This window comes from Marinomonas pontica (genome assembly GCF_036322735.1).
GTDB classification, from domain to species: Bacteria; Pseudomonadota; Gammaproteobacteria; order Pseudomonadales; family Marinomonadaceae; genus Marinomonas; species Marinomonas pontica.
This window is the reverse complement of the sequence record NZ_AP027271.1, coordinates 614,577-627,400: the sequence shown is the minus strand read 5'-3', so window position 1 is coordinate 627,400 and position 12,824 is coordinate 614,577. Positions and strand designations below refer to the sequence as shown.

Sequence of the window (12,824 nt, the reverse complement as noted above, 5' to 3'; positions counted from 1 at the left end):
TTAGTCTAAATAGTTCTGTTCAATATAGGCTAGGTGCGGCGCAAGGGTGAGCGCTTTGGGGCGAATCGATTGGATCTGATTTTTCACCGTCTCCCAAGACTCGCCGGCTTCCAGTAATAAGATGGCGGCCATTAGGCCGGTACGTCCGGTGCCGCCACGACAGTGAATGGCAATAGTCTCGCCACTGTCTAGGCGAACTTGCAGATCGTCTTTGACTAATTCAAACACGTCGAAGAACGGCGCCTGCGGTGCGCAATCGTCTTCGATTGGCAGCTGATACCACGCCATGTTATGGCGTTGAATTTCATCACCTAAAGCGGCCACGCCTAGCATCCCTAGTTCTGTATTCGACAACAAACTGATCACGGCGTCCGTTCCTGCGACTTTTAGCGTCGCAACGGAGCGAACTAAGTCCTCTTCTTTGGTGCCAGGACACGGTGTAAAAATAAACCGCGCGCCCTGCAAAACGGGCAAAATATCATAGGGATGAGACATAGCTTATTTCTCCTCAAGCCATTTTTTGAATACGTTACCTAAAAGTAACCTTCAGTGCTGCCTATTTCATAATAGCTGCCTGTTAAGTCATTTTTGTGACGAGATAAACAAATCCTCCCCGCGTAATTCATGATGACTTCGACCGCTTAACTTCAACAGAGCTACTTCGACTGAAAGTGTTTACTTACTAATGTTTTTACCACCTGCCAAATCGTCTGAGCCCCCCGCTGATCACGGAACCATAGCGCTGTTCCACTTGTTCGTGAGTCACCTTCCCTTCCACCCAAGTACCACCCTCGGTGGCGACGTTATGAATCAGTGGCTGTAGACGATCTAGAGATTTTGCGAAGACGGCATCATTGGATTCTGCGGCTTCAAATTCGTACCAAAGGGCTTTGAGCTCTTCGCCTTGTGACGTTGGCAATAAACCAAAAATACGTTCTGCGGCTTGTTGTTCTGCTTCCTCTTGTGCGCTGTTATCGGTTGTTTCGTGAATGGGGTGATCGCCTGCATCAATTTCGACAATATCATGTATCAATAGCATTTTGATCACTCGGTCTATATTGATTTCTTTGTCAGAACGGTCCTTTAGAATGAAAGCGTACATGGCCAAATGCCAAGAATGTTCAGCGGAATTTTCTCGTCTTGATTGATCAATCAAAGGCGACTTACGGATGACCGATTTGAGTTGGTCTATCTCACGTAAAAAGTGAAGTTGTTGTTCTATGGCGTATGAACTCTTCGTATCCAACATGGCGGCTCTTCATCTGCTGCTGACTAAATAGGATCCAGAGTAACCAAGAAGCGTGCAGAATTCGACCCTAAGTTGCAAGGTCATCTGACGATGACCAAACATGTCAACTATTTAACAACAACCGGCTCAGGAAAACCGCCTATCGCTTGCGCAATCCAGTCTCGTGCATCGGGGATAATTTCGACCAACTGCGGAAGATCGTTCACACACAAAAACTTAATGTCAGGTTCTGTCGCTTTGCTCAGCAAGGCAAGAGTGTCAGCTGGCGGCTGGCCTTTTCCTTGCCCGCTTATGATATGAAGATGATCGACTGTCGTGCTGACCTTGGCTTTTTGGTCGCGGAGGCAAGCGTGATTATGGAGACCTTGAGGGAAAAATTGCGCCAGATTACGAAACCTGTATTTGATGTTCTGGAGAAACTCGTCGGGATATCGAGCAAACAGCTCGGCCATGATTGAACGTCGAAAAGGATGCACCACGTGAGCCGAAGAAAACACGTCAGTCGACGGAAAGCCAATGATATTGGCCGCATTGATCTGCATAAAATAATGAAATTTCGCTGGGTGATGGCGCATTTCTGCATCATGAAGCAAACCGCTATAATCCACCCATTTGCCACGCAAAACAGGCGTCAGCCCGTCAAAAACATCGGTTGGTTTTAGCGGCGCGGCCAAGAATACATCATCATTAAAATAGATAAAGCGCTCACTCAGCCCCTCAATCCGCCAGAGCATACTTTCGATGGTTAACGAGTTGAAGGTCGGCAACACCTGCGTGAAGCCATCAAATAGTTCCGAATGATAGGCAAGATGCACCTTGGCTCTGATGTTGTCCGAGAGGCTGGATAAGTCGGGACCTTCATCGTCAACCACAATCCAAATCTTTCCTATCCAGGGCGCATGATTTTCAATCGACTGAATGCAGTACAAAATCTCATCGTTGCATAACCATCGATGTGGGTTAGAAGCATTTTCATTCAGTGGCAAAGACTCCATTGCCATGTATTTTTGTCGTTTCTGTTGGTGTTTCGCTGTGCTTCCATCCACCCAAGTAATGACGGCATCAATCGGTTCAAGCTGGCGCGCTGTTGTATTGCTTGTTTTTTCGGTCTCTGTCTGTTTTTGTGCCACGTGGTGATCTCTTAGATGATGTCAAAGGTCATTCGATATTGTCGCACTATTCTATTCTCAGTGTCTGCTACTAACCTATTGGCTTAGAATGTAATTTTCTCAGCAGGCACGGCAGGTGAGAAATAGTACCCTTGAATGACTTCACACTTTTTCGAACGCAGGTAATCGAACTGCGCTTGCGTTTCGACCCCTTCTACGACAATCGACAAATCCATATTTTTGGCCAGTTGAAGAATTGTATCCGTCATTTGGCGTTGTGCTTTGTCTTCCGGCAAGCGGTTGATAAAGCTGCGGTCTATTTTCAATGTGTCCCAAGGCAAAGTAGCAACGTACGACAAAGAGGAATACCCTGTCCCAAAATCGTCTATGGCCAGTTGAACACCCAAACTTTTTAGCGCAATAAGCTGTGGGATGACTTCTTGCTCACGTTCGATAAACGACGACTCTGTCAGCTCAAGTTGCAATAATTCCGCAGGAAAGCGACTTTTTATCAACGCCTGCTTTACTGTGCCCATAAACTGTCCAAATCGGAGCTGATGGGCCGACACATTGACCGACATTTTGATGCCCTTAATGCCATTGTCCAGCCACAATTTGCCTTGTGTACAGGACGTTAACAACACCCATTCTCCTAGCCTTTCGATCAAACCCATCTCTTCTGCAACAGGAATAAATTCATCCGGACCAATCCAACCCCATTCGGCATCATGCCAACGGACCAAAGCCTCAACCCCGACTATCTGGAGTGTTTCGCTCGCATATTGTGGTTGGTAAAAAACGCGCAACTGTTCCGTCTCTAATGCCTGTTTCAGTTTCACGCTTAACTGCAGTTTCCTCTGACTGACACTGGTGAGTTTTTCTTCGTAAAAACCAATGCTGCCACGTCGTTCGTGTTTTGCGGCATACAATGCAGAGTCGGCTTCTTGCAGAATATCACCGTTGTCTTTTAGCCCCTGAAAGCTCACTCCCAGTGTCGCAGACACATAAATTTCACTTCCTTGAGGCAATGTAATCAGTGCTTTACAGGCTTCTTGAACCGCGCGATTCAGTCGATCAATGGCGCCCTGATCGGAAGTCATAACCAAGATTGCAAATTCATCACCGCCGGTGCGACAAACGTGCGCGGTCAATGTCGGGATATGACTCAATGCGCCCAACAAACGCTGACCAATGACAGACAAAACAATGTCGCCAGAACCATGACCATAGCTGTCGTTAACGTCTTTAAAGTGATCCAAATCGACCACAATCAAACACATGTCATTATCAGAATAGTCTCGGATCAAATCGTCTAAAGCCCGTCTGTTTTCCAATCCGGTTAATGGATCATGCCGCGTCAAATAGAACAGCTTGTTTTGCGTTTCTTTCAGCTCATCAATATTCACCAACGCATAAATATAGGTTTCGCTCTGGCTAGATTCGGCCCCAACCGGCGTGATGGTCAGCAAACCCTGTGATGTGCCCCCAAAACTCACTTCGCCTCGCCAATGGGCTTCTTTTTCTTCTGGAAGTTCATTGGACGCCGCAAAGGCAAACAGCGTATTAACAGACGTAGAACCAGGCTCCACGATAGAAGGAAGGCCAACCATAGAACAAAACGCAGGATTCGCTTTGATAATAAACCCCTTATCGTCCACGATGGCCAAGCCTTCTTTGACATTATTAAAAACGGTAGAGGCTTGTTTTAGGCCGTAATTTTTCTCTGACAACTCTTGCTTTAATTGACTGTTCAACGAAAAAAACGATGACCATTTTACGGCGTCACTCGCAAAATACGCCGACAGATGCTTATGTCTAAATAGTGCAAAGCCCAACAAAGGAACGCTGAAAGAACACGCCATGATGACTTTGCCGCTCAACCCACCAATGACGATATCGATCACCATTTGATTCACCCCAAAGGCGATAAGGGGGAATAGCACGCCATCCAAACACAGCACAAAAATAAACAACAAAATGTACAGGGCACTGGTCGCACCATAAGACCATTGGCGCTTTTTAATGGCATCGAAGCAATAAAACAGCAGAAGTAATTCTGAAATAATCAGTGTTCCACCCAAAATAATGAATGGAACCGACACATCAAAAAAAGCCGACGGGATATTGTGTGGATTGATCATGCCGGGCGTCGTTAACATTGCGCCAACCAGCATAGAAAAAAGCACATTAAAGGTATCGACCAAAATAACAAGGCGCACCAAATTACGCAGAATGAAAACATCCCTTTCGAGAAAAACAAACAAAACCGACGCCATCATAAATGCGCCATAGCAAAGGTTGCCGCCAGAGATATTGATATGCTCGTTAATGGGGATGCTGTATACATTGCCAAAAAAGCCCCCGATCAAAAGCACCAAAGCAATGTAAATATAAAATGCGCCACGTCTCACGCTGTGGCTAAGAAAAGAGAAAAACAAAGGAAACAAAGAAAAAAGACCAACCTGAGCGAAAAGCAATATCAGCATTTGCATTAACCTTGAATTAGGGTCTCAGAGTACGCCTAAGAACAGGACTTACAGCACCGTCTACAAAGGATCGTCTGGAATATAGTCCGCTCAGTATAGGGCTTTATGATCCATATTTCTCGCCGCACCGTGCGCGCGGATGCGCATTTCAATTTCAAAAAATAACCAGAAAGCAGCCAAATTACATTGCGACGCATTTACTTACAGTCTCTACCTTGTTTATTCAGAGGGTAAGTTTGATTATTTATAAATCAAAGTCCTTTCTTCTCTAAGCAGGAAACGAACATGAAAAAGAATTTGAATTCACTCGATCGGATCATCCGCGGTGTCGTTGGCATTGTATTTACAGGGTTTGCGCTGTTTAACGGTGAGTATTTACAAGAGCCAATACTGGAAGTATTGCTCGGCGTGTTTGGCGCCTTGAATTTGATTTCTTTGTTTTTCGGTTGGTGTCCGGTTTATCACCTTGCGGGAATAAACACTTACAAAAAGAAACATGATTAACCCGACACGCTTACTTTTTGGAAGCTTATGCCACCCATTTTAGAGTTACAAAGAGACAAATCCTTTCGCATAAAGTTGATGCTTGTGTGTCTCAGCGTCGCGTTATCTGTCGCCACTATTTATGTCGTGGTGTCGTATCGACTCGCGGCGGACTTAGGGCTTAAAACGGAGCTAGATTCCCTTCATCGACAAGCCATGTTTTTGCATGGTGAAATCTTGTTGTCGAAAAACGACTCTCAGCAACACCTGTCAGAACTCGTTAGCTTGGTGTACTTTAGCAATCATTTTTCGGTAGCTCAGCTCTATATAAAAGTGTCTAATTCCGACATGAAGTGGTCGATGAACCACAACATTGACGAGGAAAAAATTGACTATTTGATCTCGAAGTTGCCCGTTTATCCGATTATAACGTCGCACATGGCGGATATACCCAATGGCGTTACAGAAGTGGACGACGTCACCTTGCTATGGCAAGTCATACAAGATGACCGATACCAAATCACCATTGTTAAAACGTCTCAAAGCCTAGACGACACCCTAAAGTTTGTCATGCAACGCCTTATTATCACCTCGGTCATTGTGTTCTGGTTAGCGGCGTGGCTTGCGCTCACCTTGTCGTCATGGATGAACAAGCGCGTGCAAAACAAGAATGATGCGCTGGCTCGCTTGGCTACGCACGATGCCTTAACAGGATTACCAAATCGGCTGTATCTAACCAATCTGATGCAAAGTATCGATTTATGCCCTACTTCCATCGATAAAAAATCAGACTATCACAACATGCCTGCGCCCAAACAAGGTTCTCTTTTTGTCATTGATTTAGACAAATTCAAAGAAGTTAACGACACATTTGGCCACGCGGCAGGAGACTCATTACTGATCGACGTCGCCCAAAAGCTACAAAATGCCTTGAACAACACACAGACTTTGGTGCGATTAGGAGGCGATGAATTCATCGTTTGGGCGCCCGAAATGGATATAACGGACGCAAAAGACCTCGCGCAACGTTTAATAGAGGTGTGCAATGAACCCGTAATGATCAATAAGTTGTCGATCAACACGGGCGCCAGCATTGGCATTTCTCACTACCCTAGCCATACGAACAATGCCGAGTCCCTGATCACATTGGCCGACGTCGCCATGTACGAAGCCAAACAGAAACGCAGCGGCTGGAGTTTATTCAGCGAACGAAACACGCAACGTGGTCATCAAAGGCTGCGTCTACGTGCCGACCTAGAAAACGCGCTCACCGACAACCAGATCAAACTGCATTATCAGCCAAAAGTGTCACTCGCCGATGGCCAGATCATTGGTGTTGAAGGCTTAGCAAGATGGTATCACCCGACCGACGGATTGTTGTCGCCCTATCATTTTATTGACCTGATAGAGCAAAGTGGACGCGTACAAGAATTTGGACGTTATATTATTTTAAACGCCATAGAGCAATTATCGCAGTGGCAAAAACAAGGAATTTATACGCCTATTGCCATCAATTTATCGCCTTATAACCTTCTCGACCCTGAATTATTGGATTACACATTTACCCTTTTGGAAAAATACGCGATCAACTCAGGTTACTTAGAAATCGAGCTAATAGAGTCTTCCACCAGCATCAACATAGACTATATTTCCTGCCGTCTTAGTGACTTCAAACAAGCGGGAATTAAGCTCGCCATTGATGATTTTGGCACTGGGATGAGCTCGCTCTCGTACATCAGTAATCTAAACGTGAACCACATCAAAATTGATCGATCCTTTATCATTGACATTGAACAGGACGTAAAAAAACAAGCAGTGGCGGCGTTGGCCATCTCATTAGCGAAAACCTTTGACAGCAAAGCCATTGCTGAAGGCGTAGAAAACAAAGCGCAAGCCGATTTGCTGATAGAGATGGGCTGCTTGTATGGGCAAGGTTACTATTTCGCTAAACCCATGCCAGTAGAGGAAATAGAGCCATTATTGCTTAATAATGTGTTTTTACCAATCTCGTAACATGACATACAAAAGACAAGTCTAAGGTGACTTGTCTTTTGTATGCTTGTACGCTGTTTAATACTTATGTTGGATCAAATCAGCCCTCTACATCAAATACGGTTAAGCAAATCCGTTTTTTTCAAATTGTATTCGTTGTCTGAAATAGCCCCCATATCACGTAACTTCGCTAATTTTTCAATCAACTGGATAACTTCATCGACCGATGCTGTATCCGTCAAGTTCTGAGGCGTTTGCATTGCAGGAGCTGGTGTAAACGCCATTGGCGCAGACGGAGCCACAAAGTTATTCTGTGGTACTAGGTTTTGTTGAGCTGACTGTTGTAATGCATGATTGTTCACATTTGAGTCAGACGAATCTACACCAGAAACAATAGGTAAGGTATTAACCGGAATCGTGCCATATTGGCTGGAAAAAGTCAGTGATGAGTTACCGCCCTGCTGCTGGCTTATGCCACCAATGTTGTTGTCTAACGTATCGTAAACCGTTACGTTGCCATTCACTTCTACCGCTAGGCGATTCGGAAAAATAGCGTAACGTGTGCTGTTTTGTGCACCGCTGCTAAAAGGCTGACCCAGATCGTCAGGCCACCATTGATTGCTAGATTTAGAGCCCTTTGCTAACGGCATGAATACCTGCATATTGGCAAGACCATTAGCCAATTCATTACACAAGTTATCCACTGTTGATTTCAAACCATAGTTGAACATGTCTCCAACCATAGTCATTCCACCACGCATCCACTGACCGCCACCACCTAGCTCGGGACAGTTGAACTGCGCCATCGAACCACTACCGTTGTTTACGGCAATCAGCATGTGCATCACGGCATCAAAGCTTAGGTTGTAACGACGGGAAAGGGAATTTACTAGGTTTTGTCCATCTTGCGTTAAATTTTGCATGGTAAAGCTCTCTAAATAAGACGTAGAGCTGTTCTCTTTTATCTATCCGCCGCAAAAAAGGCAAACATCGCCTAGTACATGGACACAAACAAAGAGTAGGTTGCAGCATCATGCTGGCCAACAGGTTTCGTAGATCTCTACTCTAACACAGACACGTCTTACAAAATCGTGACAAGAGCTGAATAGACACAAATAACTGTTTATTTTCTGAGCATACTTTTTTTGCCACAAAAAAGAGACAAACCACTATATGGCTTGCCTCTTTTGAATATCCGGCGACTGAGCCTAATTTTATTTCATGAGCACATCAATATCCGACGCATCATGACGCTCTTCCAGTTTCGCTCCGTCGCCAAAAGATTTATTCACAATGCGTCCGCGCTGCACGGCTGGACGTTGCTCAATGGCTTTTGCCCAACGCAACACGTTTTTATAGCTGGTTACATCCAAAAATTCTGCGGCATCGTACAAGTTACCCAAAACTAAATTGCCGTACCAAGGCCAAATAGCGATATCCGCGATTGAGTATTCGTCGCCCGCCATGTAAGTGTTCTTAGCTAACTGCTTATCCAAGACATCTAACTGACGTTTGGTTTCCATGGTAAAGCGATCAATCGGATATTGCATTTTAGTCGGCGCATACGCATAAAAATGACCAAAGCCGCCCCCTAAATACGGCGCAGAACCCATTTGCCAGAACAGCCAATTACGACATTCCGTTTTTGCCGCTAGGTCTTTTGGTATCAAGGCATCAAATTTTTCAGCCAAATACTGCAAAATAGAACCCGACTCAAACACACGAGTCGGTGGCGTTGTGCTGTGATCCATCAACGCAGGGATTTTAGAGTTTGGGTTAATCTCGACAAAGCCAGAACCAAACTGATTACCTTCGCCAATGTTAATCAAATACGCGTCGTATTCAGCAGCACTGATTCCTAGCGCCAATAGCTCTTCCAGCATAATGGTGACTTTTTGGCCGTTTGGTGTCGCCAACGAATGCAACTGCAGTGGATGCTTTCCAACGGGTAATACCTTTTCATGGGTGGCGCCTGAAACAGGACGATTGATGCTGGCAAATTTGCCACCGCTTTCAGCATCCCACGTCCATACTTTTTGTGGCACATAGTCTTGATTCAACTTGGTATCAGAACTCATAACATCTCCTAAAATTCTTTCTGGGTAGAAGAAAAGCTTCCACGCTTAATGTTCAACAAACGCTCGCTCGATCACATAATCCCCAGGTACACCAATTTTTGGGGACTCATGAAACCCCAACTCATTCAATAAAGCGGACGTGTCTTTTAGCATACTCGGACTGCCGCAAATCATGGCTCGGTCGTGCTCTGGGTTTAACTGAGGCAAGCCAATATCTTCAGCTAATTTGCCACTGCGAATCAAGTCCGTCAGGCGCCCTTGGTTCCGAAAGGCTTCTCGAGTGACTGTCGGATAATAAATCAGTTTTTCACGTACTTGCTCACCAAAAAATTCGTTGTCGGGCAATTCCTTTTCTATAAAGTCCGCATACGCCAACTCGCTTACATGACGAACACCATGAATCAGCACAATTTTTTCGTACTGCTCATAAGCATCAAAATCTTGAATGACACTTAAAAAAGGCGCTAAACCCGTGCCCGTTGATAACAAATACAGGTGCTTACCAGGGTGTAAATCACGCGTTACCAACGTGCCTGTGGGTTTGCGACTGACCAAGACTTCGTCGCCGACTTCCAAGTGCTGCAAGCGTGAAGTCAACGGCCCATTGGGTACCTTGATACTGAAAAACTCCAAATGCTCTTCGTAATTCGGACTCGCTATACTGTAAGCACGCATCAAAGGACGCGTCTCTGTTTCTAACCCAATCATGACAAACTGACCATTATCGAATCGCAAGCTTGGATTACGTGTGGTTTTAAAGCTGAACAAATTGTCGTCCCAATGGTGAACGCTCAACACGCGTTCGGTCGCAAAAGCACTCATACCTTCCCCTAATAAATACGCTGATTGCCATGAATACTATTAGACAACCCTATATTTATATAATCGATAATTTAAATGACTTTAATATGCTGAGCATATATAGAATAACGGTTTAAACAGCATGACATCCAAATGGGCAGCAAATACGTTAAGAAATAGGAAGGTAAAATTCATTGTAAGAAAAGTGCTCTGCTGTACGTCAAAGAGTTAGCAGCATGAAAAAGACGCTATGGCTAACCGCGTTATCGATCCGGTGCGCTCACAGGATAATAAGGACACTCAACATGAAAACTCGACATTTACTCAGTAACACTTTCGGTTTATTGCTGCTCGGCGGAGCGGTCTCTTTTAGCGGCTTATCACACGCCGCACCACAAACCATGATCGTCGCTGGCGGTTGCTTTTGGTGTGTAGAATCGGATTTTGAAGCCGTACAAGGCGTCAGCGATGTTGTCTCTGGGTACATCGGAGGAGACACGGAAAACCCAACCTACAAAAAAGTATCGTCGGGAAAAACCGGCCATTTTGAGGCCGTTGAAATTCACTTTGACGACGCCGTCGTCTCACTCAAAGCGCTCTCAGACTATTACTGGAAAACCATCGACCCAACTGACGCAGAAGGCCAATTCTGCGACAAAGGCTCACCTTACAAAACCGCAATGTTCTACCAAAATGCCGAACAAAAAGCCGTCTTCGACGCGTCTTTAGCCAAAGTGAACAACACCAAGCCGTTTAAGAATGACGTGGTGACAGAAATCCTACCAGCAACAACCTTCTACCCAGCAGAGGAATATCACCAAAGTTACTACACTAAAAACCCACTTCGTTATGCTTACTACCGAGCAAGTTGTGGTCGAGATAATAAACTTGAGCGTCTTTGGGGTGAAGTCGCCAGCAAGAAATACCATTAAACAGCAAAACAGAGTGCACGCCTGCGTATTTTCGTGTGCGCTCTCACTTTTCTAAGTATCAGCAAAACGTTTTGTCCCTCGATTTTGCGCATAGAAATTGAAGCAAATAGGTAAACCACGTCGAAAAGCTAGCCATCTTAGCCTCCCTATATCAGAGTAAAAATTCAACTCGCGGAGTTCTATCTCAGTAACGAAAAGGAGTTTTACGATGAAAAAAATCATTCCAATCCTTGCGGGCAGTATGGTTATCGCCTCGTTAAGTGCCGCCGCAAAGGCGCAAGACATGACAGAAAATAACAGCGGTTTTTATGTTGGTGGTAATTATGGGTATCTCAAAGTAGACAGTGATGATGACTTTGACGACAACAACGACATGGTTCAAGGCGTAGTCGGCTATCGCTTGAACTCGTTTCTTGCTTTGGAAGGCAGTTACATTGATTTCGGTAAATATGGTGGCCGCGCCGCGAATGCAGAAACCACGGGTTACACTGCGGCTCTAAAAGGCACCATCCCGATCACTCAGACAGTAGAAGTGTTCGCTAAAGCTGGCCAGCTCTGGCACAAAACCGACTACAATATTGCCTCGGTTTCCGGCCACTCAGACGATCGCAGTTTGTTCGCTGGTGCTGGTGTCAACTTTAACGTCACAGAAAACTTATTGCTAAATGCACAATACACCTGGTACGACGTTGACCTAAACGCAGACAACGTCAGCTCTGATTCAAAGTTCAAAACCGACTTCAACCAAGCCAGTGTCGGTGCAGAATACCGTTTTTAATCCCCATTTCCTCCAATCCCAGAAGAAGACAGGCGTCATCGAGCCTGTCTTCTTCTTTTTATGCACAATCCCCCGCGATGGGTCTTTGACCCTTTGGCGCTAAGCCTCTAGTATCTATGCATCTCATTTTCAAAAGATGTCGACTATGAACCCCATTCTGCAAGCTCAAACCAACCATAAATCCATTCGCCAATACACCCAACAACCGATTGATGACGCCTTACTCAAACAGCTGATACAAGCCGCCCAAGGTGCCGCTTCTTCCAGTTTTATTCAGGCATATTCTTTGATCCAAGTGTCCAACAAAGACAACCGTCAAAAGATGGCGGCGTTGGCCGGTGGTCAAAAATGGGTCGAATCAGCCGCCGAATTTCTAGTAATTTGCGCGGATTTAACCCGAGTGGAACATTGCAGCATAGAGCAAGGATTAGGCGAACTCGAAGGCAACACTGAACATTTTATCGCAGCGACAACCGACGCCACGTTTTTTGCGCAAAACCTCATGTTAGGAGCGGAATCCGTTGGCCTTGGTGCCGTGTTTATTGGCGGCATTCGTAACGACCCCGCACAAGTTGCCGACATACTTAATTTGCCAAAACACGTTTACCCTATATTTGGCCTGTGCCTTGGTTATCCCGATGCACAACCAGACCTCAAACCACGTTTGCCTGTCGATGTTATCCTTCATAAAGACAGTTACGACAGCCGCCGTTGCGCAGACGATGTAAAAGCTTACGACACACAAATGCAAGCCTATTACCAAAGCCGTGGCGACAATCAAAAAACCAGTAACTGGTCAGAACAAACCGCCGCCGCAGTGCAAAAGAAAAAGCGCGAACACATGTTAAGCTTTTTGCAACAACAAGGTTTTTTAAAGCGTTAATCTCTATATTGTATTTATCAACTGAGGAAAGCA

The 12,824-nt window shown here is 45.3% G+C and carries 12 protein-coding genes; 5 read left to right on the top strand and 7 right to left on the bottom strand.

Features of this window, described 5'->3' with window-relative positions; genetic code table 11:
* The 4 genes from AABA11_RS02930 to AABA11_RS02915 all read right to left on the bottom strand — a co-directional run bounded on the left by AABA11_RS02930 (position 1) and on the right by AABA11_RS02915 (position 4,844).
* Positions 1-495 carry a phosphatase domain-containing protein gene (locus AABA11_RS02930; protein WP_338265212.1) on the bottom strand — a complete coding sequence of 165 codons (495 nt, stop codon included), beginning with the start codon at positions 493-495 and terminating at the stop codon, positions 1-3.
* 196 nt (positions 496-691) lie between these two features.
* Positions 692-1,249 (bottom strand): HD domain-containing protein, encoded by a 558-nt coding sequence (locus tag AABA11_RS02925; RefSeq protein ID WP_338265209.1) that lies wholly within the window; start codon positions 1,247-1,249, stop codon positions 692-694.
* Between the two features lie 107 nt (positions 1,250-1,356).
* The gene (locus tag AABA11_RS02920) at positions 1,357-2,379 is read right to left on the bottom strand and encodes a Stealth CR1 domain-containing protein (protein ID WP_338265206.1); all 1,023 of its coding nucleotides are present in this window, start codon (positions 2,377-2,379) and stop codon (positions 1,357-1,359) included.
* An 83-nt stretch (positions 2,380-2,462) separates the two neighbouring features.
* Positions 2,463-4,844: an EAL domain-containing protein gene (locus AABA11_RS02915; RefSeq protein WP_338265205.1), complete on the bottom strand. Its 2,382-nt coding sequence runs from the start codon at positions 4,842-4,844 to the stop codon at positions 2,463-2,465.
* Positions 4,845-5,129: 285 nt separating this feature from the next.
* Between AABA11_RS02915 and AABA11_RS02910 the strand changes: the two genes are divergently transcribed.
* Both AABA11_RS02910 and AABA11_RS02905 read left to right on the top strand, forming a co-directional pair.
* Positions 5,130-5,348 carry a YgaP family membrane protein gene (locus AABA11_RS02910; RefSeq protein ID WP_265727310.1) on the top strand — a complete coding sequence of 73 codons (219 nt, stop codon included), beginning with the start codon at positions 5,130-5,132 and terminating at the stop codon, positions 5,346-5,348.
* Between the two features lie 27 nt (positions 5,349-5,375).
* The gene (locus AABA11_RS02905) at positions 5,376-7,340 is read left to right on the top strand and encodes a putative bifunctional diguanylate cyclase/phosphodiesterase (RefSeq protein WP_338265204.1); all 1,965 of its coding nucleotides are present in this window, start codon (positions 5,376-5,378) and stop codon (positions 7,338-7,340) included.
* Positions 7,341-7,432: 92 nt separating this feature from the next.
* On the opposite strand, the gene AABA11_RS02900 is transcribed toward AABA11_RS02905, so the two are convergent.
* The 3 genes from AABA11_RS02900 to AABA11_RS02890 form a co-directional block, all read right to left on the bottom strand.
* Positions 7,433-8,242, bottom strand: a complete 810-nt coding sequence (locus AABA11_RS02900) for an SHOCT domain-containing protein (protein WP_338265202.1) — start codon at positions 8,240-8,242, stop codon at positions 7,433-7,435.
* 291 nt (positions 8,243-8,533) lie between these two features.
* The gene (gene yghU / locus AABA11_RS02895; protein ID WP_338265201.1) at positions 8,534-9,397 is read right to left on the bottom strand and encodes a glutathione-dependent disulfide-bond oxidoreductase; all 864 of its coding nucleotides are present in this window, start codon (positions 9,395-9,397) and stop codon (positions 8,534-8,536) included.
* A 45-nt stretch (positions 9,398-9,442) separates the two neighbouring features.
* Complete coding sequence (locus AABA11_RS02890; protein ID WP_338265199.1) at positions 9,443-10,219, bottom strand: ferredoxin--NADP reductase; 777 nt, start codon at positions 10,217-10,219, stop codon at positions 9,443-9,445.
* Positions 10,220-10,503: 284 nt separating this feature from the next.
* Between AABA11_RS02890 and msrA the strand changes: the two genes are divergently transcribed.
* The 3 genes from msrA (at position 10,504) to nfsA (ending at position 12,791) form a co-directional block, all read left to right on the top strand.
* On the top strand, positions 10,504-11,130 hold the full coding sequence (gene msrA, locus AABA11_RS02885; RefSeq protein ID WP_338265197.1) for a peptide-methionine (S)-S-oxide reductase MsrA: 627 nt from the start codon (positions 10,504-10,506) through the stop codon (positions 11,128-11,130).
* A gap of 208 nt (positions 11,131-11,338) precedes the next feature.
* Positions 11,339-11,908, top strand: coding sequence for a porin family protein (locus AABA11_RS02880; RefSeq protein ID WP_338265195.1), 570 nt, complete (start codon positions 11,339-11,341; stop codon positions 11,906-11,908).
* A 145-nt stretch (positions 11,909-12,053) separates the two neighbouring features.
* Complete coding sequence (gene nfsA, locus AABA11_RS02875) at positions 12,054-12,791, top strand: oxygen-insensitive NADPH nitroreductase (RefSeq protein ID WP_338265193.1); 738 nt, start codon at positions 12,054-12,056, stop codon at positions 12,789-12,791.
* Positions 12,792-12,824 lie beyond the last annotated feature (33 nt).

Bases quoted from the DNA above. Each gene is read 5' to 3' on its own strand.
- AABA11_RS02880 (WP_338265195.1), top strand. From the start codon at position 11,339: ATGAAAAAAATCATTCCAATCCTTGCGGGCAGTATGGTTATCGCCTCG.
- AABA11_RS02925 (WP_338265209.1), bottom strand. From the start codon at position 1,249: ATGTTGGATACGAAGAGTTCATACGCCATAGAACAACAACTTCACTTT.
- AABA11_RS02910 (WP_265727310.1), top strand. From the start codon at position 5,130: ATGAAAAAGAATTTGAATTCACTCGATCGGATCATCCGCGGTGTCGTT.
- AABA11_RS02915 (WP_338265205.1), bottom strand. From the start codon at position 4,844: ATGCTGATATTGCTTTTCGCTCAGGTTGGTCTTTTTTCTTTGTTTCCT.
- AABA11_RS02930 (WP_338265212.1), bottom strand. From the start codon at position 495: ATGTCTCATCCCTATGATATTTTGCCCGTTTTGCAGGGCGCGCGGTTT.
- yghU (WP_338265201.1), bottom strand. From the start codon at position 9,397: ATGAGTTCTGATACCAAGTTGAATCAAGACTATGTGCCACAAAAAGTA.
- AABA11_RS02905 (WP_338265204.1), top strand. From the start codon at position 5,376: ATGCCACCCATTTTAGAGTTACAAAGAGACAAATCCTTTCGCATAAAG.
- AABA11_RS02890 (WP_338265199.1), bottom strand. From the start codon at position 10,219: ATGAGTGCTTTTGCGACCGAACGCGTGTTGAGCGTTCACCATTGGGAC.
- AABA11_RS02900 (WP_338265202.1), bottom strand. From the start codon at position 8,242: ATGCAAAATTTAACGCAAGATGGACAAAACCTAGTAAATTCCCTTTCC.
- msrA (WP_338265197.1), top strand. From the start codon at position 10,504: ATGAAAACTCGACATTTACTCAGTAACACTTTCGGTTTATTGCTGCTC.
- nfsA (WP_338265193.1), top strand. From the start codon at position 12,054: ATGAACCCCATTCTGCAAGCTCAAACCAACCATAAATCCATTCGCCAA.